Genomic DNA, 21,470 nt, shown 5'->3' with positions numbered 1-21,470 from the left:
CGATTTATCTCTTCTACTTCTTCAGACAAAATCTGTGTTCGCGGGCGGTTTTCGCTGCTCTCACGTGTAACGGTATCGGAAGGTTGGGGGCAAAATGCGCTTATTACGCGATGGCGGAATACACTATTATACGCATCAAACGATGCTATAATTAGTGCCTATGCTTACGGAGGCACCTATGCGTACAACGATTGCGCTTGACAACGACTTGGTCGCCAAGGCTCAAGCCTATACGGGCGTGGAGGAGAAAACAGCGCTCGTGCGCGAAGCGCTAAAGGCCTTGATTCAGCGTGAAGCCGCGAAACGACTCGCGAATCTTGGCGGTAGCCAACCGGGCATCACAGGGGCGCCACGTCGCCGACAGGATATCGAATGATTCTTGTCGACACGTCGGTCTGGATTGACCACATCAATGCTTCTGATCCGACACTGATTAGCCTGCTTGCCAAAGAGCGTGTACTGGCTCATCCATATGTGATAGGCGAGATTTCACTCGGTAGCCTGCGTGACCGTGACATCGTGCTTGGCGCGTTGCTCGATCTGCCGCGCGCGCCACTTGCAACACCGGAGGAAACGTTTTATCTGATCGAACACGAAGGTTTGTTCAATCGTGGAATCGGATATGTCGACACGTCACTGCTGGCGTCCGCACGCCTACAACCCGGCATCACCATATGGACGCGCGATAAACGATTGAAGAAAGTTGCCGATGAACTCGATCTCGGCACGGTGCTCGCGCACTAGATAACGGAAAACAGGACAAAGTTGGGTGGGGTCCTGGATCGTTTGGCGGCACGGACAATGATGGCCGCATCCATGCCCTGCGGCAGCCGGCACCAAAGGAACACGCCTGCCTGCGGCACAAGTCAAGGGGTGATTCCCAGCGCTTCAAGTCGAGTGACGGATTTAATCATCGCCTGTACCCGCACGGAAGGAAGCCGTATCCCAGGCACATAGGAGCGTGAGGCGATTCTTGACGGCACACAAGGAGGAAATACGGTGGACAAAGCAGCGAATGGCTGGATTAATGGCTTTATTGGAGTGGTGATCTTCGCTGGCTCGCTGCCGGCCACGCGTGCTGCGGTCATCGATTTGAGCCCGACGTTTCTGACGTGCGCACGGGCAAGCATTGCCGCCCTGCTGGGGCTGGCGCTTCTGCTGGTACTTCGTCAGCGCCGCCCGGACCGGCGTGACCTCCCTTTGCTTGCGGTCGTCGCCTTGTGCGTAGTGGTCGGCTTTCCACTGCTGAGTGCACTGGCGCTGCAATATGTGTCCTCAGCGCATTCAATGGTCTTTCTTGGGCTTTTGCCGCTGTGCACGGCGATTTTTGGCGTGCTCCGCGGCGGCGACCATCCCCGGCCGCTCTTTTGGCCGTTCTCGATTTTTGGAAGCGCTTTTGTCGTCGGCTATGCCGTTCAGGGCGGAATCAAGGCGTCTCTTCAGGGCGACCTGCTGATGCTGGCCGCAGTGGTGGTGTGTGGCCTTGGTTACGCCGAAGGCGCACGTCTATCGCGCAAGCTTGGTGGCTGGCAGGTCATCAGTTGGGCGCTAGTGCTGTCCTTGCCCATCATGCTTCCTATTGCCCTGCTCACCATGCCGGCGTCGTTCGATCATGTCGGTGCGCCAGCGTGGCTTGGACTGGCCTATGTCTCGGTGTTCAGTATGTTGATTGGTTTCGTGTTCTGGTACCGGGGTTTGGCGCTGGGCGGCATCGCGGCGGTCGGCCAGCTTCAGTTGCTACAGCCATTTTTCGGTTTCGGCCTTGCATCGCTGTTTCTCCACGAGACGGTGAGCGGGACAATGCTGGTCGCGACTCTTGGCGCAGTGATTTGCGTTGGCGGCGCAAAAAAATTCGCCGCGTAAGCTGCTTGCCGAACGAAATAAAGGTCTCGCTGCCCAGCCATCAATTGAGCCTTGACGCCGCAGCGACCCGAGCAAAATCAGCTTGGCTAAAACGGCCGCTCAAGAATTCAAAAAGCCACCCGAAGGTTCAAACGCACGCCGTTGTCCAGATAGCCGCCGCCGTACTGGCCGGCATAGTCCAGACTCAGGCTACTGTACTTCGTCAACTGGGCTTGCACGCCCACGCGCAGGAGCATGCTGTCGCGCGCCAGCGGTGCGCCGTCGACCGAATAGCGGTCGCCGCCGGCGAAGGCAAGCGTTCGAACAGGATTCACGTTGCCCAACGCGTGCTGCCAGCCAACGCTGACGCGCCCGACCACCTCGGCCTTGCCCACGCCGAACGCGGGTGTAGCGATATGAACGCCCAACGTGCTATAGGTTATGTGCCCACGTGCGCGCTCACCCGTCAGCGCAGCCACACTGCCGTCTTCGGCAAAGCCATCGCTTGAGACACGTACATGCGCCAGCCCTACATAGGGTTCAATCCGAAAGCCACCCGCCGCGATTTCGTAGCCGGCCTCGCCGAAGACCTGCATGGTGCTCGCGTCGTATTGGGCCTTGGCCGAGCCGCCCACGGAACCCGCCTGGATATGCCGGGTCGTGTTGATCGAGTTCCAGGAATAGGCCGATCCCACCCGTAGGCGCCACTGGCCGAAGCGGCCTCCCAGATAGGCCGACAGCGAGCGGCTCCCGATAGCGGCCTGGGCGTTGCGCGCATCCGCCGCCAGCCGGCTATAGCCATAGGCGCCGGCGAGGCCCACGCGCCAACGTTCGCTCACCGGCACATCCACGCCCAGCACCACGCCGGCGGTGTCGTGCGAAAGCGTAGCGGTATTACCCGTGTCGCCGTGCCGGCCCCAGCCGCCGTATGCCTGCGCCCAGACCGTAGCACCGCCCGGGGTGAGCCCAACGTCCCGCCCCGCGTCGCTGCCCAAGTGCTGGTTGATCGCCTGTCGCAGGTAGCGGCTGTCATCGAACAAGGCGGTAGTGGTGCTGGCGTGCATCTCGCCCGACAGATTGTCGTAGGCATCGCGGGCCTGGCCGGCGCTCATGCCCAGGATGGCGTCGTAGATCGAACTGCCCACGCCCAGCGATTCGATGCCGCCGGCGCTGGCGCGCTGGTTGGGCGTACTTGCAACGCTGGCGAAATTCAGGTCGTTGCGCAGCAGGCTGAGATTGGCGGTCGTGCCCGTGTACGCCACATGTGGGGAGAGGAAAGCAAGGCTGGACGTCACCGTGCCAAAAGTTCCGGTCAGCGCGCCGGCCTGCACCACGGTGTAGCTGGTTACCGGAGCCCAGTTGCCCTGGTCGGCCGTCACCTGCAGCGTGGCGCCGCCCAGGCTGGCTGCGCCGCTGACCACCAGCTTATCGCTGGCGCCATTGGCTTGGGCCTCGATGGCAAGCGTCGAACCCGCCGCGAAGCTGACATCGCCGGTCACAGTAAACGTGCCGATGGAATTGCCTGGGGACAGCGTGCCGCCGCCCGCTACATTCACATTGCCGGCCACCAAGCCGTGACCGCCCAGCGTGGCTCCTTGCGCTACGCCCACATCGCTGGCAAGCTGCGCGAGGCTGCCGGCGTTGGCGCCTACGATGAGCGTCCCGGCGGCCACCGTGACGCTGCCTACCGAAGTCAGGCCATCAAGCACCTGCTTGCCCGTGCCTTGCTTTATCAGGCTGCCGCCGCCAGAAACACTGCCAGCGTAAACCTGGTCGGTGCTGTCGCCGAAAGCGAGCGTGCGTGCGCCAAGATTCACGACGGTCGAGCTGGCGCTGGAGGTCAGCGCACCTATGGTCTGGTCACTAGAGGCCGCGCTGATATCTAAGCCCGTATTGGCGTTCAGCGTCACCGCACCGGTACTCGCAAGGCGCCCGCCAGCCGCCACCGCCAGCGTGCCGCTCTTGACGAGTGTGCCGCCGGTGTAGTCGTTGGACGCATTGGACAGAGACACTTTCCGGCCGGCGCCGGCATCGACCCCGAGTGTGCCGCCGCCGGTAAGCCTTGCTGAAAAGTCTCGTGCAGTACCTGTTGCGCCCGCATCGGGCGTCAAGGTAAGGGTCTTGCCACTGGCAATGGCAAGCTGCGTCAACCCATAGCCGACGTACAGCCCGTCGCCCGTGCCAGTGGTCAAGCGGTAATCGTAGGTGCCGGTAGCCACAGTCCGACCCTGCTCCGCAATGGCGAACTGCTGTGCTGAAGAGATAGTCTGGCCGTTCATGTCCTGCAAGAGCATATTGCCCGCGCTCCCGACAGCGCCGCCGGCGCTCTGCACCGCCTTGACCAGAACGGTATCGTCCTGACCTAGAAGATTCACCGAGCCGGGTGGCCCAGGATTGGGTACCGGCAAAGAGGGCAAGGCGACCCGCAGCGTACCGCTGCCGGAGACGTCCAGCGTACCCACCGACAGAATGCCGTCCGCGCTGCCATCGGCCGGCACCGTCGTGCTAAATACCGTGGTGCCGCCGTTATAGACCAGGCCGCCTATGGCCTGTGTGCCGGCGCCTACGCTGATCAAGGACCCCACATCGGCGCGCAGGTGCGCGTTCGTCAACGCCTGTGTGCTCGCCCCCGCGACGTCGAAACGTCCTTGTCCCATGTCGAACGTACCGCTGAAGGCCGACCCCACCGAATTGGCAAAGGCGAGGCTATCGCCGCCGCTGTTGAGATTGGCCGTCAAGGTACCCGCACCACTTAGCGCATTAGAGAAGGTCTGATTGGCACTTGCTGTCGGCGCGAAGGCAAGCGTACCGTTCGCGCCTATGGACACGCTTCCAGTGCCCAGTGCACCCACTGTACCGATACGCAAGGTGCCTGCGTTGATCGTCGTGCCGCCGCTATGCAAGCCATCCTGGCCAAGCGCCAGCGTGCCGCCCCCTTCCTTGATCAGCGAACCGGAGCCCGAGGTCGGAGCAGAAACGCTGAACGTCGTCCCAGTCAGCGTGTCGATCGTGCCCGCAGCATTGAATATGAGCGGCCGCTGGCTGGCCATATCGGTCAGGGTGGCGAGCGTGCCGCCGCTGAAGGTGATGGCCGACGCCGCCGAACCGAGATTGTTGTCGGCAATGATGGCCAAGGTCCCACCCTGAATCGTCGTGCCCGACTGGTAGGAGTTCGTACCGGTCAGCAGCAAAGTGCCCGTGCCCGCTTTCACGAAACTACCCGGTCCAGAAAGGGTACCCGCATAAAAGGTGTCCACAGCCTGGTCGATATTAAGAGCCGCCGATCCCAATGCAATATTACCGCCGGTCCCCACGAGCGAACTCATGGTCAGGCCATTGCCGTTCAGGTCGAGCGTGCCCCCCGTCAGCAGATAATCTTTCCCCGCTGGCAGTGCGGTACTGCTTAACGCCGCCAAGGTGCCGTCAGCTACGAGGGTGCCGCCGGACCAGGCGTTGACGCCGCTTAACTCCAACCGGCCCGGGCCGAGCTTGATCAGCCCGCCCGCGCCGATGATATTGCCGGCGGCGCCAAATGTCGTGCCCGTGGCTACATCGAACCCAGCCGCACCCAGCAACGATATGGCACGGTTCGAGTTGAACGTGCCCACCGTGCTCAAGGCCCCATTGTTCAACGATACGAAGCCCGAAGAATCGCCAAGATTGCTATCGCCGGACACCTGCAAGGTGCCGCCGTTGATCTGGGTTCCGCCCGTGTAACTATTGGCGTCGCCTAGGATCAGGATACCGTCGCCGGTCTTGGCGAAACCGCTGGTGCCCTGCATTGGCAGGTTGATCGTGGCCGTTTCGCCGGCCAATACGCGAATATCGGGGGTCGTGATACTGAAAACGGGGGGAGGACTTGGGTAGGTATAACTCTTCAAAAGCAGCGAGTCCGCGCCGCCAGAGGAATTCAGCGTGTAGCTGCCGCCGGCGAACTGCAAGCCCACCAGCGTCTGCTGGCCCTGCACCGCAACCGTGCCGCCTGGCCCGCGAAAAACACCATAAGCCTTCCCCCAGATAACAGGGCTTGTGCCGTCCAGGTTGCCCCAGTTCGTGTTGGCCGCGTTCCATGTGCCGCTACCGTAGCCAATGCCTGCCCCCCAACGCTGCAGCACATCGATGCCGTTGGGCTGAACGAGCAAATCGACCGCGTGCGCCGGGGTGGTATCAATTGAATATGTGTACGCAAGAGGTGAACCCGACGCGACTGTACCCAGCGTCAAGCCAGCACCCGTTAGCGACAGCGCTCCCGTGTAGTTGATCAGGCGGTTGTAGCCGATATCCTCCGGCGCGGCGCTGCTGGGCAGATTGAGCTTGGCGCCATCGAGGGTCAAGTTGCCATTGACTGTCAGCGCCGTCGAGGCAAGCGAAAACGGGCTGCTTGCCTGGCCAAAATTGTATTCGAAGGCTGAGTTGGTGTTGAGGCTCAGCGCGCCATCAATGGTCAGGCCGCCGGTTTGCCTGGCGGCAATCACCCCACCGGAGTTAACGGCAGTGGCCCCTGCACTGCCGAAGCCTTGCAGCCGGCCCCCGCCATTAATGGCAAGCGAGCCGCCAAGCTTGCCGGTGTTCGCCAGCACCAGTGTGCTGTTGGATACGGTGGAGGCCCCGCTGAACGCTGCACTATCGCCGGTCAACTGCGTAGTTCCCCCCAGGAACGACAACTGGCCAGTACCGGTAAAGGGCACCGCGAAGTCATAGCTGCTGCTCAGGTGATTGAATACCGCCGAAGCAGAGGGAACCTCCAGATCGATGGCGCTCGCCTTCACGATGCCGGGATTGCTTGCCGGCGCCCCGGCGGCCGAGCCGATATTAAGGACAGGCACGTTGGTGTTGATCACCTGGTTGCCCCCCAGGGTAATGGCGCCCTGTCCAGCGTTCACGATTGCGCCGTCGGAAACCGTCAGCGCCCCCGTTCCGCCATCAACAGCCGTATCGACCGGCCTGCCGATATAAACCCCGGCGTTGTTCCAGATCGAGCCGGCGCCCGAGACGGCGACCGTGCCGCTACCCCCGTCGCGGCCCCCGATGGAGGCCGCGACGGAATCCAGGCGCGCGCCATTCCTTATCAGCAACTGGCCTGTGCCGCTCCAGCCGATACGCGTCTGCACACCTGCGGGCATGGACCAGCGAGTACCGCTGCCATCGAGCGTGACGCTGCCCATGCCTGAGTCGCCCATCGTAAGGCCGCCATAGACCGAGGCGCCGCCGCTGACATTCATGACGCCGACAGCCCCGGCCCCCACATCGATGTTGAGTGCGCTCACTCGTGAGTTCACACCATCAAGATTGAACGTGCCCGATTGCATGCCGCCGACGGTCAAATCCTGATTCACGAACAAGCTGCCGCCGTTTGTCACTTCAAGCGTGCCGGAACCCTGGTTGCCCACGGTCATGCTCCCAGTCCGCCACGCGGCGCCGGGCGTGCTTTGCGAATCGATACTCAGCGTACCCGCGTCAACCTCGGTCGAAGCGCTGGAAAATGTACCCGGGCCGCTGAAGGCGAGCGTGCCCGAATCAACACGAACCAGGCCATTGAATGAGCTGCCGACGGGGGAGGTGGCCGCCCAGGTGGATGTGCCGGTCTTGGCCAGTGTGGCGAAATTCTGGTATTGGGGGCTCAACGTCGTCAGGTCAAAGGCACCGTTGGTGCTTCCGCCCAGCGCCAGGGTGCCGTTATTGCCCACGGTGACCGAACCGATCAGTTGAGCGCCGTTGCGCAGCTCCAGCACATTGCCGGTTCCGAGCCAGTTGATGGCCGCCGCGCGCGTATTGTCGGCGTTCAAACCGCCCTCGATGAGGCCGGCATTGATGATGGTGGAATTACTGATCGAACCACCGATGCCGCTGCCGGCCTGGCCCGGGAGCGCGCTTGGATCATCCTGGCCCGCCGGACCGGCATCGCCGCCGGACACGGTCGCGCCGGCGACAACCGAGATTTGGGTAGTACCTCCGGAAGAAACCCGGATTCCGGAGCCGCCATTGCCTCCGTTGCCGCTGTTGCCATTAACCGATACGGTGCCGCCGCTCCCCTCCACGAAACCGAAGCCGCCCAAGTACCCGCCCGCGCCACCCGCGCCGCCGCGGATCGAGCCGCCGGAGTCAAGATAGAGGGTGCCATTGGCCCCAGATACGCCCGCGCCGCCGTCGCCGCCATGACCGCCATTGCCGCCGTTGCCCGTTTGCCAGCCCGCGCCAGAGTTGCCAGGGTTGCCGGTATTGCCACCATTGCCGCCCGAGCCGCCCGAGCCGCCAGAGCCGCCGGAAACGGCCGTATTTTGGCCAAAATACAAGGTCGCGATGTAGCCTTGCGTATCGACCGCAGCACCGCCTTCGCCGCCATTGCCGCCCGCACCGCCGTTGTTGCCCAAGGCCGCAGCGTCGCTGGCCCCCACTTTGCCGTCGCCACCCTGGCCGCCATTACCACCCGTGCCGCCGGCTCCTCCCTTGACCACGACGCCGTTCCAGAAATTCACGGCAATGCTGCCGGCGGGCAATTGGGAGCCGGGCCCAGTGACGAACGCCAAACCTGCACCGCCGCCACCCCCACCACCTCCGCCGCCGCCCCCACCGCCCTGTCCCACCAGGTAGGCACAGTCGAAGGGGTAGCAGGCCGCTGAATAACCAATGCCGCCGGTCCCGCCACCGCCGCCGCCGCCGCCGCCATCGCCAAGGACACTGGTGAAAGCCGCCAAGTTGACAATCTGGCCGGATACCTGGACCATCCCGGTGCTGCCGCCCCCTCCGCCTCCGCCGCTGCCTCCGTCATGGCCGAAGTTGCCGGGAGACGGTTCCCAGCCTTTCCCCCCACCATTGGCGCCATTGTCGCCAATGCCTCCCCCCTGTCCGGGCGAACCGAACCCAGGCGCCCCGCCCGCACCGCCGCCATGAGCATGCTTGCCGCTGCCGCCGGTCCCGCCCAAGCCGGTATCGGATCCGCCGCCTGCGCCGGTGGCATTGGTGCCGCCACCACCGCCACCGCCACCGCCCACATAGGGAGATCCAACGCCGCCCGCCCCTCCGTTTATGGGCGGGCTGTCGCCGTGCACGCCACCGTCGCCACCCAGGCTTTGAGCCGACGCCGGGCTGACGCAAAGCATCAATACGCCGCAAACCGCCAGTGCGCCTGTCGCAGCGCCGGACACCTTCGCGCGCCGACCCGCTCGCGTGCCCGACTTTCCCCATCCTCGCGCCAATTCACTGACCGCCTGCCATACACCGCGTGCCTGGTTGAACACCAGCCTGTACGCACGATCCATTCCTGTTTCCCCATGCTCGTACCGCAGCCGAAGATCGCAGTAGTGCGTTTGTCAGGCACTTGCCACATGTTTTTCGAATTATGCAGTCCAAGGTTTTGTAGTGTAATCTTTCATAGGAAATATTTGCAATAATTAACACTAAGTATCTATCTGGAGTTGATAGTACTTTGGTGTAAAGATCATGCCCGTTTGCGCAAAAAGACGTGGGTTGCACGCTCTCCGACGACAGAGTCCGCACATTCATAGCCCAGTGCCGGCATATCGATACCCTCCCATAGAGATTCGCCGCAGCCGAGGAAGACTGGCCTGACGGCCAGATGCAGCTCGTCAATCAAACCGGCGCGCAAATACTGCCGAACGGTGGATACGCCTCCTCCAAGGCGAACATCTCGGCCATTCGCTGCGGCGGTAGCCAGCTTCAGAGCGGCATGAATGCCCCCTGTGACAAAATGGAATTCCGTACCGCCAGCCATGGCGAGCACAGGCCGCGGGTGATGCGTCAGCACAAAAACCGGCGTGTGGTAGGGCGGCTCATCACCCCACCAGCCTTTCCAGCTGTCATCCGGCCAGGGGCCGCGCACGGGGCCGAACATGTTGCGTCCAAGAATCCAGGCACCGATTCCAGCAAAGCCTTGTTCTGCCATGCCGTTATCGACCCCGGTCTCTCCACCCTCCCCGCCGTGCATCTGGCGCCATACTCGAGTGTGGAAAAACCATTCCATCAATTCAGGCCCTCTTACACCAAGCGGATGTTGAAGATCCTGGTTCGGTCCGGCACCGTAACCATCGATTGAAACCGCAAAACTATTGACACGAAGTTTCGACATGGCATGCCTCGCGAATTAAAGCTCCCAACCGTAATCTATCGTCAGCGGCGCATGGTCGCTAAACCAGGCCTCCTTATAAATTGAAGCCGCTTTCGCCGTGGCGGCAATCTCTTTGGTTGCAATCTGATAATCGATACGCCAGCCGACATTTTTGGCGCGGGCCTGGCCGCGATTGCTCCACCACGTATACGCTTCGCTGGTCGCGTCGGGATAAAGATGGCGATAGACGTCTACCCAGCCTATGTCATCGAATACGCGTGTGAGCCACGCTCGTTCTTCAGGCAGAAACCCGCTGTTTTTGAGATTGCCTTTCCAGTTTTTCAGATCGATTTCCTTATGGGCGATGTTCCAGTCGCCGCACAGGATGACTTGCCGCCCGCAACGAGCAAGTTCTTCAAGATGCCCGAAAAAATGCTCCATGAAAACGTACTTTGCCGCTTGGCGGTGATCACCACTGGAACCCGACGGCAAGTACAGGGAAATGATCGAAAGCTTGTCGTACACCAGCTCCAGGTAGCGGCCTTCGGCATCGATTTCGGGGACGCCCAGGCCTTCGATCACCCGCAGCGGCTTGTGGCGGGCATACAAGCCAACGCCGCTATAGCCCTTTTTTTCAGCATAGTGGAAATAACTGTCGTAGCCCGGCAGGTTCAGCATGCCGTCGGACATGTTGTCGGCCTGCGCCTTCAGTTCCTGCAGGCAGACAAAATCGGCTTCCTGCTTCGGAAGCCATTCAAGAAAGCCTTTGTTGACGGCGGAACGGATTCCGTTAAGATTGGCTGAGATGACGCGGAGCATGGTTTCCCGTTTACGAAGTGAAATTTAAAAAACTGCGAAGGGCTAATGTAGACACCGCCGGATTAGAACGGAACGCCATCAAGCCGCCCCATTTTGCCGCTGGCAAAGTCCCGCTTGGCTTGGGCCAGGCGTTCGGGTGTATCCATAACGAACGGGCCGCCGAACAGGACGGCTCCCTGGACCGGAGCACCGCCCAGCAAGGCGACATCGGCGCGTTGGTCCTTCGTGGCCGTCAAGGTGATTTGCTCACCCGATGTCAGCACCGCCAGGGCGCTTGGGCCAAGCGGGGAGTCGCCCTCCCGATCGAGGCGGCCGTCCAGCACATACAGGCCCAGTTCCGCCACGTCACCCACCGGCAACGTAATACTCGCTCCCGGGTCCAGTCGTACATGAGCGAAAAGAGTCGGGCTGGTGGTTTTCATTGGGCCTTCCACACCTTCCAGCCTGCCCGCAACCACCCGAACCTGCACACCTGCACGTTTGATCTCGGGAATGTCCGCGGCGCGAAACGAGGCGTACGCCGGCTCCGCGAGTTTTTGCTCAGGCGGCAGGCTCGTCCAGAGTTGCAGGCCATGGCGCCCGCCGCTGGGCTGTTCGGCGTGCAGCATGCCGCGTCCGGCACGGATCCATTGGGCGTCGCCCGCTTCCAGACGATCTTTAAAGCCCAGGCTGTCGCGATGCTCGACTCCACCCTCCAGCAGATAGCTGATGACTTCGATGCCCGCATGAGGATGGGGCGAGTCGCCGATGCCGCGTCGGCTGTGGTGCCGGTAATGATCAATGAACACGAACGGCCCGAGCGACGTCCGGGCCGGCAGGGGCAAGGCGCGCCACAAGCGCATATCGCCATCATCGATGACGCGCTGGGAGGGAAGGATGGTTTCAATGGTGCGTTGCATAATGGGGTTTCCAGTGGACTGGGTGCGCTTGGGTTTATAGCGTAATGACAACCTTCCCTACATGCGCCCCGCTCTTTATATGATGAAAAGCCGTGGTGATATCGTCGAGCGCAAAAACAGAGTCGACAACCGGCTTGATGTTATGCCTGGACATGGCGCGGATCAAGCCTTCAAGGCGTGCTCGAGAACCCACGACAATGCCCTGCATGCGAACCATGGGCCCGATAAGCTGGCGAATATTAAGCGGGGTTTCGTATCCGCCGACAAAGCCTATTACGCCCACAAACCCGCCAAAGGCGACGGCCGCAAGGGATTGGGCCAGGCTGGTGCCCGTGGTTTCCACCACGATATCCACGCCGCGGCCTTCGGTGGCCTCACGCACCGCCGATGCCCATTCGGGCGTCCGGCGATAATTAATGACGGCATCGGCCCCCATTTGACGGAGTACATTGGACTTCGCATCGCTTGAGGTCAGGGCGACAACGCGCGCGCCGCAGGCCAGTGCAAATTGCAAGGCGAACAAGGCCACGCCCCCCGTACCCTGGACAAGCACGGTATCGCCCGCTTTCACTCCACCCTCCATCAGGCAAGACCATGCCGTCAGCGCAGCGATGGGAAGCGTGCTGGCTTCCTCATTGCTTAAGTACGCCGGCGCGGCGACGGCATCTTCGGCAGGCACCACCACATATTCCTGCAATACGCCTGGCAAAGGACCGCCCAACGTCCCCCCGGAACGCTGTTCGAACGTCAGTGCGCCATCGTGCCAGCCCTGGATATAGCACGGGATCGCCCGATCCCCCACCGCAAACCTGCTCACGCCTTCTCCGACCGCCTCAACAACCCCGCAGGCGTCAGACGCAGGGGTGAAAGGCAAAGGTAAATTGGGGAGATAGGTGCCCGCGAGTATGGCCAGGTCTCGATAATTAAGGCTTGCCGCCTTCACGCGCAACAAAATTTCGCCGCGCCGCGGCACAGGAACCGGCCGTTGAACGATACGCAATTGATCGAGCGAGAATGCGGGGGCCTGGACGGCCCTCATCAGAATTTGTCCATGAGGATCAGGAATCATCTTGTTTGAACGACATATTAAAAGACAGACTTCGGGCTATCAGAAAACACACCAGGGCGGCTCCGATAGAAATAAAAGCCAGCGTAAACGCCAGCGGCTTTCCGTGCCACAAACTACCAAACCATTGATTGAAATGAACCGCCCAGACCGCCAATTTTCCGCCTATGCGCTCCACCTGAAAATTGTACTGTTTGCCGCCCGCAATTTCATAGGCCTTATCGTCTGTCGCCAGCACATACGTCAGGACAGCGCTTATTAAGCCAACGACCAGAATCACAATCCCGCCTAGATAAAAGCGAATATAAAGAGGCGGTTTTCTCTTGTGTTCCTTTCGTCTTTTGGCGTCGTTCATTGCGTTTCTCATACCGTGGAACCCGTGCTTTCAAGTACGATACAGTCTTTTCAGCCCTAAGACTACCTATCAATCATGGCGCAGCTACCCATCCAAAACCCCTTTCTTGAATGGCTCGGAGTCACCCTCACCGACTGGTCGCCGGGCTACGCCGAAATGCGGCTGCCGGTAACGCCAAAGCTGGAGAATCGAACCAACCGGGTTCACGGCGGAGTCCTTTGCACCCTGCTCGACTCTGTAGCGGGTTATTGCGGGCTTTACTCACCCCCCGGAGAACTCCCTTTACGCGGCGTGACCCTGTCGCTGACAACCAATTTCATCGATAGCGGCGCGGGCGCCGTGCTGATCGCCAAGGGCCGCGTCGAGCGCAAAGGGCGCAGTATTTACTTCTCGCGCGCCGAGGTATGGCTGGACGACGCGCTGCTGCTGGCAACAGCCGTGGGTTCATTCAAATACTACCAGGCGCCGGACCCGCAAAGCCCACGCAGCTAAGGAGCGAAACGGGGGATTAAATCGCGATAAGTAAATTTTGCCAGCAAGGCCACGATCAGCATGGTTATGGCCAGGCGCCCCACCAATACTATCCAGACATTGGCGCCAAGCGCCAGCACCACGATAGTGTCTTCGATCAGGCCATGGGAAAGCGAAAGCCACGCCAACGCCAAAAACCGTGCACGCGCATCGAGCCGATGCTTTTTGGCTGCCTCGATAATCAGCGCGCCGCCATAAGTCAACCCAAGCAGCACGCCCACCGTCGTCACCGGCGTCACCCGTGAATCGAGCCCGGACAGCCTAAGCAAGGGCGAAAGCAAAGCCGTAATGCGCGGCGTAATGCGAAGACGCTCCAGCGTATCGAGCAACAAGGCCAGTACAAAAATAATGGCCAGCAGCATCAGCATTGTTGTGGCAGTCGACTGCACCCACGCCCAATAGCTGCCCGTTGCCGCATCCCGAACGGATCCCGAACCCTGAAGCCATGTCAACGAAACAGGTTCGGTCATCAAGCCGGTCAGTCGACTAAGCCATGCAACCGCAGCGCCATATAACAGGGCCACACTCAAGCGCAGTGCGGCCGTGGCGGAAAAACTGGCACCGGCCGCCCGCACAATGGCCTGTTCGACCGGAATCGAATGCGCGATCAGCAGCATGACGCACAAGGCGTTAAGCTGGCCCAGACTGAGATGTATGGACGACGATACCGCTACCAACGTGGCAATGCCGCCGTAAGTCCCGACAAAGACACTGGAAATCCAGACCAGGCCGGCTTCGGGCGGGAGATTCAACAATGCCATGCCAGGCGCAATAACCCGCCCCGCCGCCTGTATCAGCCCCCAGCGCTCGGCAATCTCGACACCCAGCATGACCGGAAGCATCACCTTGGCCACGGCCCAAAACATATGTCCGCTGCGCCTGCACAGCGACAAAAGATATTGCGACATTCTTACGCTTTTAACTTGATTGAATTTGTTTGTTGAGAGAGTGTATCAAGTCAACGCATTGGCGGATTTTCACGGGGCGTTTGTATTATTAAGCCGCACCAGGCTGGAGGAGTTGGAAGCCATGGGCAACTTTGCCGCACTGCGCTTGACTGGCTCGAAAATATTAGATATCTTAAAGATATCCATCAAATAGAGAACGGGTTCGAATATGCGCACCACATCCGATCAAATCGCCTTTCGCTACCGCACCGTCGACAGCGCAACCGGCATCACACGTGAAACCGCCAAGCGCCTGGCCGAACGGTTGGGCGTGGACGAAACCCAGGCCATCCACCGGGCTCTACACGAACTGGCCATCAAGGTGTTGCCCCAATATGACGCTGACGACGGCCCGCTAACCGCCGTCCAGGTTCGCCAAATCAAAAAACACGTGCCGCAAGGCAGCAAACACTCGGTGCGTTCACGTCTGTTCGACGTATAAATCCGCATGGCGCCCTCCTGGTGGATGGAACCGAGCGCCGGCGAAATTGTCTGGTGCCATTTTCCTGATCGCATCAATCCACGACCAAAACCGCGGCCCGCTCTAGTCCTGGCCGTCTTCGACGATGACGCTTCCCACTTTCATGTGCAGGTCGCCTACGGCACCAGCCAACGAACCACGGCGCTGTATCGCGGCGAATTTTCGATCCTGCGTGAACGCAATCCGGCCGCCTACGAGGCGGCCGGGCTAAGTTACGACACAAAGTTCAATCTGAGGCAGGCCATAGACCTGCCCTACACCACCGAGTGGTTCTCCGTGCCGCCCACCGCACCGCATGGCCAAATACCCCGGCTTGGCATGCTGCACCCCTCTTTGGTACGCGCCGCGCAGGCGGCATTTTGCGCATTGGCCAAATGAATGCGAAATACGTGCCGATAGTTGTGATAAGGAATTTGCTGGGCGCTAATGGCACCCATTCAGTATCTCATTGATCCATAGGCGGCGATTAATCGGTTCCTTCCGACTTTATGGCAAATTCAGCACTAATTATGCATATTTATGGAACAATATATCTATGATTATGATATTTATCTCAAATTAAAGAGCTAATATAGTTTGTCCTGTGCAATACGAATTTGCAACACCGCCCGACAACAGGCGGTTTAACTCAACGTAAAGGGACATCATGAACATCCTCGTTATCGGCGCCGGCAACATGGGCTCAGCCTTCGTCAAACAACTCACCCGCGCCGGCCACAAGGTCGCCGTGACCGCCCGCAATCTTGAAAAGGCCCAGGCTGTTGCAGCCGCCAATCCGGGCGCCACAGCCGTTGCGACGGCCAACGCTGCGGCCCAAGCCGAGGTCGTCGTCCTCGCCACTGGCTTCGGCGATGCCGTCGGCGCACTGCAATCGGTGGGCGACCTGACCAACAAGGTCGTGATTGACATTACCAACCCGCTAACCGCCGACTTCATGGGTTTGACGTTGGGCTACAGCACGTCGGCAGCGGAAGAAATCGCCAAGGCCGTACCGCAGGCCAATGTGGTCAAGGCCTTCAACACGGTGTTTGCCCAAGTCCTGGCTGAAGGCGCCGATTTTGGCAACGGCCAGAAGGTAACGGTGTTTGTGGCGAGCGACAACGAACGCGCCCGGCAAACCGCCAGCCAGTTGGCCGAGAGCATAGGTTTCAAAACCGTGGATGCGGGTAGCTTGAAAAATGCCCGTTACCTGGAACCGCTGGGCGGCCTGAACATTTATCTAGGCTACGGCGCCGGGTTGGGCACTTCGATAGCCCCCACCTGGATTCAACGCGCCTAAAGAGCAACAGTCCTGGTAGCCTAGAACTCCGTCCACTCGTCTCCCGCCGCGCCAGCCGCCGCAAGGGCAGGTCGCAAGGCTGCGGCTTTTTGGCGCGGTGCCGGCGGCGCCACTTGCGCAAGCTCTAGTGCCGGCACCGCGGCTTGCGCGGGCACTTCGGCGCGCACCCCAGGACCATCCCCTTCCAGGACAGGAGCGGCGTTCAGCTTGAAAATCTCGACCGCCTCGTGCAGCCGCGCAGCCTGATCCCGAAGTGAGCCGGAGGCGGCTGCCGCCTCTTGCACCAGCGCGGCATTTTGTTGCGTCACCGCATCCATTTGCGAAACCGCCTGGTTAACCTGCCCAATACCCTCGGACTGCTCGCGCGACGCTGAGGCGATCTCGTTCATAATAGTCGTCACGCCGGCTACCGATTCGACCACCTCCTGCATGATCGCTCTCGCCTGATATACTTGGTCGGAGCCCGCCTTGACACACGTCATGGACTCCTCGATCAGCACTTTGACTTCTTTGGCAGCCTGGGCGCTGCGTTGCGCCAGCGAGCGAACCTCGGCGGCAACCACCGCAAAGCCTCTGCCCTGCTCGCCCGCTCGTGCGGCCTCCACGGCCGCGTTCAGCGCCAGGATATTGGTCTGAAACGCAATGCCATCGATCACACTCACGATTTCGGAAATCTTGTTCGCACTGGCCGAAATTTTTTCCATGGATCCCTCAACGCCGGTTACTGCCGCACCGCCACGCTGCGCGACCTCAGAGGCCTTCTTGGCGAGTTGATCGGCCTGCATTGCGTTGTCCGTATTTTGCTTGACGGTGCTCGAGAGCTCCTCCATGCTGGCCGCGGTTTCCTGCAAGGAAGCCGCCTGCTGCTCTGTGCGGCTGCTTAAATCCGTGTTGCCGGTGAAAATCTCGCGCGATCCGAGCGTGATCTCACTCACCCCTTCGCGCACCGTCGAGACCGTGTGCACCAGCGACTGCTGCATGCGCCGCAGTTCTTCAAAGAGCAGCCCAATTTCATTTTTCGACCAGACCTCGATGCGATCGGTCAGATCGCCCTTGGCAATCCGTGCAAAATGCGAGCGGGCTGTATGCAACGGACGCAGCACCACGCGCCCGAGGAACAAGTACGCCACCACCGCCATCAGGAGACACATGGCCATGGAGATGCCAACCCCAAGCATCAATCGCTGGTAGTAGGTCGCTTGATTCTCCCGGATCTGGCTCATGCTGCTCCACTCCCGCCCATGGACGAATCCCAATGCCTGGGAAAAAGCGTTCTCAGCCGGACGGGTGACCTTTGAAAGGTGATCGACAAAGGCAGCGGGCTTTCCCGCCTCGAGATCCTCCACCAGCGGGGCCACCCCCTGCTTCATGAGTGTGTCATAGGCGTTGGCCAGTTTGTCGTGAACCGAAGCGCGCCCCGCCTGGATCATTTTCATGTAAGACTGAAAGCTCTCCGTCGACGTGCGGATGGCCTGCTTGGCGTCATCCATATGCCCCTTGGTGTCAAGCCCCAGCACCGAGGCATACTGCGCGCGATCACCACCGGCGGCCTTGTCCGCGACATATTTGGAGGCATCCCCATTGGCGATATAGCTCGCATACGCCCGCCCCAGAGCGACCTGAGCGTTCTTGTACTGCACCACCGCCTGGTTCAGTGTCAGATCCGCCGATTGGTTCTGCGACAGGCGCTGCAGTACTTGATTATCCGTGTAGATCGACCACAGGCCCACCGCAGCGCCCAACAAAAGCGCGATCAGGAAAAAGGCCAACACCAGGATCAGGCTGGTGCGAATTTTTATTTTTGAGAGGAATCCGATTTTTTTCATCGCCAATGGCCCTTTTATAAAGTGGGGTGGAGGTTAAGACACCGCGTTGTCGACCCAGTCCCGGCGTGTGGGGGGGCAGGCCTTCGACGGTCTTTTTCCCCCCTTGACACAACCAAAAGGAACCGGGGCGACGGCAGTGATAGAGGTAACCCCTGCCTTATCGGTCAAGTTAACGGCAATGCCGGCGCTTTCTTTAGCCAAGCGGCCAATAATGATTTCATTCCCGTTAAATGATATCTATGCGCCGGCCGCGAGCCGCTCCAGGGCTGAAATGATTGCAGCAGCATTGTCGCTCTTCGTGCTCATTGCCACGTACGCATCCGGCCGAATCAGATAGACGTAGCCGGCCTCGTAATATTGATCGGCGCCAGCGCCGGCAGCGGTGGCGATGGATTGCAAGGCATCGGGCACATTCACAGCCGCCGCCGCAACGGATAGCGCCGCGAACTTCCCGGTGGCGAGTACGTCATGCAGCCGCGACGCCCCGCCGCTCCCGGCGGCAAGAGGGACATCGGGTGCGCGCTCGCCCGGCGCCGGATGCCGCGCCGCCCCCTGAGGCGTTACTGTCAATGAACTATTGCGATAGTGCAGATCCATCTCGGCCAACTGATCCACCATACGCTGACGCACCTTCGGAACGCGACCCAAAACACCCACGGCAAGATTGCGGATCTTCTGCAGGATCGGATTGCGCAAGATCGCCACTTTGGTCAATCTGCCGGCGTTACGCAGAACCTGATCGCCTATAGCGCTGCGCTCGGGGGAATAACTGTCGAGCAGCGCCGGCGACGCCTGGCCATGCCAAACCATCGCAAGCTTCCACGCCAGATTGAAAGCGTCCTGCATCCCGGTATTCATGCCCTGTCCACCTGCCGGACTATGCACATGCGCCGCATCGCCGCAGAGAAACACCCGCCCCTGGCGATAATCCCTGACCTTGCGCTCATTGATACGAAAGCGGCTCATCCACACCGGATCGTGCGCCCGCAGGCCCGACGGCCCTCGCAAGTCAAGCAGCGTTTGGACTTCTTCCAGCGTTAATGGCGACGCATCGACGGCAGGCGTCAGGCCAACATCGGCAATGACGCGGAACCGCGTCCCCTTGATCGGGACGAAGAGGAGAACGCCATCGGGCGTCCAGCAAATCGTCAACTCGTCTTGCGAAATTTCGCCATCGAGTTCCACATCGGCCAGCATCCAGCCCGAGGGCAGTGTGTCGCCCTCGAACTGCGCGGCAAGCGTATGCCGGGTGGTACTATGTGCGCCGTCGCAGCCAGCGAGATAAGGGGAAGTGACCGTTTCGTCGTGCCCATCGGCATGGCGCAGAACCGCTGTGATGTCATCGCCGTTATCGACGAACGAGACGAGTTCAACGCGCCGCTCTACGTGAACGCCGATCAGCGCCAGTTGTTCTTCCAGCAAACGCTCGGTGTCGCTTTGCGGGATCATCAGTGCATAGGGATAAGCGCCGCGAACCGTATCCAGCCGAATATGCACCAAGACATTTTTTTGAGCGAGAATGCGTGCGCCCACGGCCTTCGTACCGGCATTCACAAAGGGTTGTACGCAACCTTGCATATCCAGCATTTCCAGTGTGCGCGGCCAAAGCACCAGCGCTTTGGACTTGTCGGTTCGCGCCGCCGCCTTGTCGACGATCCGCACCTCGACACCCCGGTGCTTGAGTGCCAGCGCCATCGTCAGACCCACAGGACCCGCTCCTACAACCAGTACTGGCTCGTTCATTCCAAATACTCCAGTGGGCCGCGCCTAAGCGCGCAGCAAAATAATAGCGCCCGATATCAGCGCAAAGATCAGCACTGCCTTGCGCAGGACTCTTGCGTTAACGCGATGATGGATTAGGTGGCTGACCCACATCCCTGCCAGCAATGCCGGCATCATGGCCAGCGCCGCCGTAAATTGATGCAAGCTTGTGTGGCCGCTTAACGCCAGAACGGCCAGCGACACGATTTGCCCAATCAGGAAACACAGCGCCGCCGTCGCACGCAAAGTGGCGACCGGCATGTGCTGGCAAACAATGGCCAAAGGCGGCCCGCCAATGCCCGTTGCCGTTTCCACGACCCCGGTAATGACCCCGGCAACTGTCAGTGCCTTTTTGCCGGGGTTGAAGACGGGAATCAGGAAAGATGCGAGCGACGCAAGAATAATGGCGACGCCGATCAGCGCGCTTAGCCAGGACAGGGGGATCGCGACAAGAATCCATACGCCGCCAAATGTGCCCGCGATGCGCCCCAGCGAAATCCATTGCGTGGCGTAGTAATCGATGGCGAACCGTTCGCGCAGCACCACATAAAGGTTCAAAGGCACCATCATGATCAGCAGCCAGACCGGCAGCAAACCGGGATCGATCAACGCAACCACCGGCGCGGAAATCAACGCGAATCCCATACTGGTGGTGCCCTGGGTGACAGCCGCGACAAACACGGTGAACGCTAGCAGCGCAATCTGGAATTCAGTCAAATCATCCGCCTGGCTGGAATGACGCGCGTCGAGGCCGCGCAAGAAGACGCCAGTTTATCTTCCTTTGGGCCATCCGTGACACTTCAATGGGATAACCCCTCACTAATGAGCGAAATAATGCATCCCGCCATCGACGGGAATGACGGCACCCGTGATATAGCAAGCCAGCGGGGAGCACAGAAAGGCCACCAGGTGGCCCACGTCCTGGGGATCGCCGAATTTGCCGGCAGGTATATGCTGCCGAATGAAGGCATCGCGAGATTCCTGTGTAGGGTGCAAGCTGTTGCGCACCTGGTCGCTCTCAATGCGGCCAGGTGCAACGCAATTAATGGTTACACCGTCCCTGGCCACCTCGCACGACAATCCCTTCGACCACAAGTGCAGAGCCCCCTTGGCCACGTTCGCGCCATTCACGCCACGCGGCTCCATGGACCCCGACAAATTGATGATGCGCCCATACCTGCGCTCCACCATGCCGGGCAGCACCGCGAGCGCCAGTCGGCGCATGGCAGTGAAGTTCAGTGTGATGGCTTCGGCCCACTCGTTTTCGCTGGCGTCGCCCCTGAAGGGACGCGACCCGCCAGCGCAATTCACGAGTATGTCTATTCCACCGAGCACCTCGCACGCAGTGCCGGCCAGGCGCGCCGTCTCCTGTTCATTCGCAAGATCGGCCCGCAGCAGATACGGGGCGGCGTGACACCGCGATGCAATCACGTCCGCGACTCGCTGCAGCCGCTCCATATTGCGTGCGGCAAGAACTAAATGCACCCCCTCGCCGGCCAGCACCTCGGCAATGCCGGCGCCGATACCTGCGCTCGCGCCAGTGACGAGCGCGCGACAACCTTTAATTTTCAAGTCCAATTCGACTCCTTCGACTGTGTC

The 21,470-nt window shown here is 60.5% G+C and carries 18 protein-coding genes; 7 read left to right on the top strand and 11 right to left on the bottom strand.

Features of this window, described 5'->3' with window-relative positions:
- Positions 1 to 178 precede the first annotated feature (178 nt).
- The 3 genes from EDC26_RS07090 (at position 179) to EDC26_RS07080 (ending at position 1,863) form a co-directional block, all read left to right on the top strand.
- Entirely contained in the window at positions 179 to 376 is a 198-nt protein-coding gene (locus tag EDC26_RS07090) for a type II toxin-antitoxin system VapB family antitoxin (protein WP_132580940.1), read from the top strand.
- Entirely contained in the window at positions 373 to 744 is a 372-nt protein-coding gene (locus tag EDC26_RS07085; RefSeq protein WP_132580938.1) for a type II toxin-antitoxin system VapC family toxin, read from the top strand. The genes EDC26_RS07090 and EDC26_RS07085 overlap by 4 nt, the downstream gene beginning before the upstream one ends.
- A gap of 255 nt (positions 745 to 999) precedes the next feature.
- Positions 1,000 to 1,863 (top strand): DMT family transporter, encoded by an 864-nt coding sequence (locus EDC26_RS07080; protein ID WP_132580936.1) that lies wholly within the window; start codon positions 1,000 to 1,002, stop codon positions 1,861 to 1,863.
- A gap of 107 nt (positions 1,864 to 1,970) precedes the next feature.
- Here EDC26_RS07080 and EDC26_RS20455 read toward each other — a convergent pair whose 3' ends face one another.
- From EDC26_RS20455 to EDC26_RS07015, 6 genes are all read right to left on the bottom strand, one after another.
- A complete protein-coding gene (locus tag EDC26_RS20455) occupies positions 1,971 to 9,101 on the bottom strand; it encodes an autotransporter domain-containing protein (RefSeq protein WP_165930946.1) in 7,131 nt (2,376 codons plus the stop codon).
- A 179-nt stretch (positions 9,102 to 9,280) separates the two neighbouring features.
- Positions 9,281 to 9,928: a dihydrofolate reductase family protein gene (locus tag EDC26_RS07035; RefSeq protein ID WP_132580934.1), complete on the bottom strand. Its 648-nt coding sequence runs from the start codon at positions 9,926 to 9,928 to the stop codon at positions 9,281 to 9,283.
- Between the two features lie 15 nt (positions 9,929 to 9,943).
- Complete coding sequence (locus EDC26_RS07030) at positions 9,944 to 10,726, bottom strand: exodeoxyribonuclease III (protein ID WP_132580932.1); 783 nt, start codon at positions 10,724 to 10,726, stop codon at positions 9,944 to 9,946.
- Between the two features lie 62 nt (positions 10,727 to 10,788).
- Positions 10,789 to 11,625 (bottom strand): pirin family protein, encoded by an 837-nt coding sequence (locus tag EDC26_RS07025; RefSeq protein ID WP_132580930.1) that lies wholly within the window; start codon positions 11,623 to 11,625, stop codon positions 10,789 to 10,791.
- A 34-nt stretch (positions 11,626 to 11,659) separates the two neighbouring features.
- Positions 11,660 to 12,664, bottom strand: coding sequence for a zinc-dependent alcohol dehydrogenase family protein (locus EDC26_RS07020; protein WP_207915083.1), 1,005 nt, complete (start codon positions 12,662 to 12,664; stop codon positions 11,660 to 11,662).
- Between the two features lie 19 nt (positions 12,665 to 12,683).
- Positions 12,684 to 13,046, bottom strand: coding sequence for a hypothetical protein (locus EDC26_RS07015; RefSeq protein ID WP_132580926.1), 363 nt, complete (start codon positions 13,044 to 13,046; stop codon positions 12,684 to 12,686).
- 75 nt (positions 13,047 to 13,121) lie between these two features.
- Here EDC26_RS07015 and EDC26_RS07010 point away from each other — a divergent pair, with 75 nt between their 5' ends.
- Complete coding sequence (locus EDC26_RS07010; protein WP_132580924.1) at positions 13,122 to 13,538, top strand: PaaI family thioesterase; 417 nt, start codon at positions 13,122 to 13,124, stop codon at positions 13,536 to 13,538.
- Here the strand turns inward: EDC26_RS07010 and EDC26_RS07005 are convergent.
- The gene (locus EDC26_RS07005; RefSeq protein WP_132580922.1) at positions 13,535 to 14,485 is read right to left on the bottom strand and encodes a nucleoside recognition domain-containing protein; all 951 of its coding nucleotides are present in this window, start codon (positions 14,483 to 14,485) and stop codon (positions 13,535 to 13,537) included. The two genes, EDC26_RS07010 and EDC26_RS07005, sit on opposite strands and share 4 nt — an antisense overlap.
- A gap of 208 nt (positions 14,486 to 14,693) precedes the next feature.
- On the opposite strand from EDC26_RS07005, the gene EDC26_RS07000 reads away from it, so the two are divergent.
- The 3 genes from EDC26_RS07000 to EDC26_RS06990 all read left to right on the top strand — a co-directional run bounded on the left by EDC26_RS07000 (position 14,694) and on the right by EDC26_RS06990 (position 16,284).
- Positions 14,694 to 14,966: a hypothetical protein gene (locus tag EDC26_RS07000; protein WP_132580920.1), complete on the top strand. Its 273-nt coding sequence runs from the start codon at positions 14,694 to 14,696 to the stop codon at positions 14,964 to 14,966.
- Positions 14,967 to 14,972: 6 nt separating this feature from the next.
- Positions 14,973 to 15,383 (top strand): hypothetical protein, encoded by a 411-nt coding sequence (locus tag EDC26_RS06995; protein WP_132580918.1) that lies wholly within the window; start codon positions 14,973 to 14,975, stop codon positions 15,381 to 15,383.
- Positions 15,384 to 15,651: 268 nt separating this feature from the next.
- Entirely contained in the window at positions 15,652 to 16,284 is a 633-nt protein-coding gene (locus EDC26_RS06990) for an NADPH-dependent F420 reductase (protein WP_132580916.1), read from the top strand.
- A 20-nt stretch (positions 16,285 to 16,304) separates the two neighbouring features.
- On the opposite strand, the gene EDC26_RS20450 is transcribed toward EDC26_RS06990, so the two are convergent.
- The 4 genes from EDC26_RS20450 to EDC26_RS06970 all read right to left on the bottom strand — a co-directional run bounded on the left by EDC26_RS20450 (position 16,305) and on the right by EDC26_RS06970 (position 21,449).
- The gene (locus tag EDC26_RS20450) at positions 16,305 to 18,110 is read right to left on the bottom strand and encodes a methyl-accepting chemotaxis protein (RefSeq protein ID WP_132580914.1); all 1,806 of its coding nucleotides are present in this window, start codon (positions 18,108 to 18,110) and stop codon (positions 16,305 to 16,307) included.
- A 237-nt stretch (positions 18,111 to 18,347) separates the two neighbouring features.
- Entirely contained in the window at positions 18,348 to 19,853 is a 1,506-nt protein-coding gene (locus EDC26_RS06980) for an FAD-dependent monooxygenase (RefSeq protein ID WP_132580912.1), read from the bottom strand.
- 24 nt (positions 19,854 to 19,877) lie between these two features.
- Positions 19,878 to 20,630 carry a sulfite exporter TauE/SafE family protein gene (locus EDC26_RS06975; RefSeq protein ID WP_341802608.1) on the bottom strand — a complete coding sequence of 251 codons (753 nt, stop codon included), beginning with the start codon at positions 20,628 to 20,630 and terminating at the stop codon, positions 19,878 to 19,880.
- A gap of 60 nt (positions 20,631 to 20,690) precedes the next feature.
- Entirely contained in the window at positions 20,691 to 21,449 is a 759-nt protein-coding gene (locus EDC26_RS06970; protein WP_132580910.1) for an SDR family NAD(P)-dependent oxidoreductase, read from the bottom strand.
- Between the last annotated feature and the right edge of the window lie 21 nt (positions 21,450 to 21,470).

This window comes from Paralcaligenes ureilyticus (genome assembly GCF_004346225.1).
Lineage (GTDB): Bacteria > Pseudomonadota > Gammaproteobacteria > Burkholderiales > Burkholderiaceae_B > Paralcaligenes > Paralcaligenes ureilyticus.
Note: the sequence above shows the minus strand (reverse complement) of the source record. Positions and strands in the feature narration are given on the sequence as shown.

What these genes read in the sequence shown, in the direction of transcription:
- EDC26_RS07090 (WP_132580940.1), top strand. Translation starts at nt 179, where the DNA reads ATGCGTACAACGATTGCGCTTGACAACGACTTGGTCGCCAAGGCTCAA.
- EDC26_RS07085 (WP_132580938.1), top strand. Translation starts at nt 373, where the DNA reads ATGATTCTTGTCGACACGTCGGTCTGGATTGACCACATCAATGCTTCT.
- EDC26_RS20455 (WP_165930946.1), bottom strand. Translation starts at nt 9,101, where the DNA reads ATGGATCGTGCGTACAGGCTGGTGTTCAACCAGGCACGCGGTGTATGG.
- EDC26_RS07035 (WP_132580934.1), bottom strand. Translation starts at nt 9,928, where the DNA reads ATGTCGAAACTTCGTGTCAATAGTTTTGCGGTTTCAATCGATGGTTAC.
- EDC26_RS07030 (WP_132580932.1), bottom strand. Translation starts at nt 10,726, where the DNA reads ATGCTCCGCGTCATCTCAGCCAATCTTAACGGAATCCGTTCCGCCGTC.
- EDC26_RS07025 (WP_132580930.1), bottom strand. Translation starts at nt 11,625, where the DNA reads ATGCAACGCACCATTGAAACCATCCTTCCCTCCCAGCGCGTCATCGAT.
- EDC26_RS07020 (WP_207915083.1), bottom strand. Translation starts at nt 12,664, where the DNA reads ATGAGGGCCGTCCAGGCCCCCGCATTCTCGCTCGATCAATTGCGTATC.
- EDC26_RS07015 (WP_132580926.1), bottom strand. Translation starts at nt 13,046, where the DNA reads ATGAACGACGCCAAAAGACGAAAGGAACACAAGAGAAAACCGCCTCTT.
- EDC26_RS07010 (WP_132580924.1), top strand. Translation starts at nt 13,122, where the DNA reads ATGGCGCAGCTACCCATCCAAAACCCCTTTCTTGAATGGCTCGGAGTC.
- EDC26_RS07005 (WP_132580922.1), bottom strand. Translation starts at nt 14,485, where the DNA reads ATGTCGCAATATCTTTTGTCGCTGTGCAGGCGCAGCGGACATATGTTT.
- EDC26_RS07000 (WP_132580920.1), top strand. Translation starts at nt 14,694, where the DNA reads ATGCGCACCACATCCGATCAAATCGCCTTTCGCTACCGCACCGTCGAC.
- EDC26_RS06995 (WP_132580918.1), top strand. Translation starts at nt 14,973, where the DNA reads ATGGCGCCCTCCTGGTGGATGGAACCGAGCGCCGGCGAAATTGTCTGG.
- EDC26_RS06990 (WP_132580916.1), top strand. Translation starts at nt 15,652, where the DNA reads ATGAACATCCTCGTTATCGGCGCCGGCAACATGGGCTCAGCCTTCGTC.
- EDC26_RS20450 (WP_132580914.1), bottom strand. Translation starts at nt 18,110, where the DNA reads ATGAAAAAAATCGGATTCCTCTCAAAAATAAAAATTCGCACCAGCCTG.
- EDC26_RS06980 (WP_132580912.1), bottom strand. Translation starts at nt 19,853, where the DNA reads ATGAACGAGCCAGTACTGGTTGTAGGAGCGGGTCCTGTGGGTCTGACG.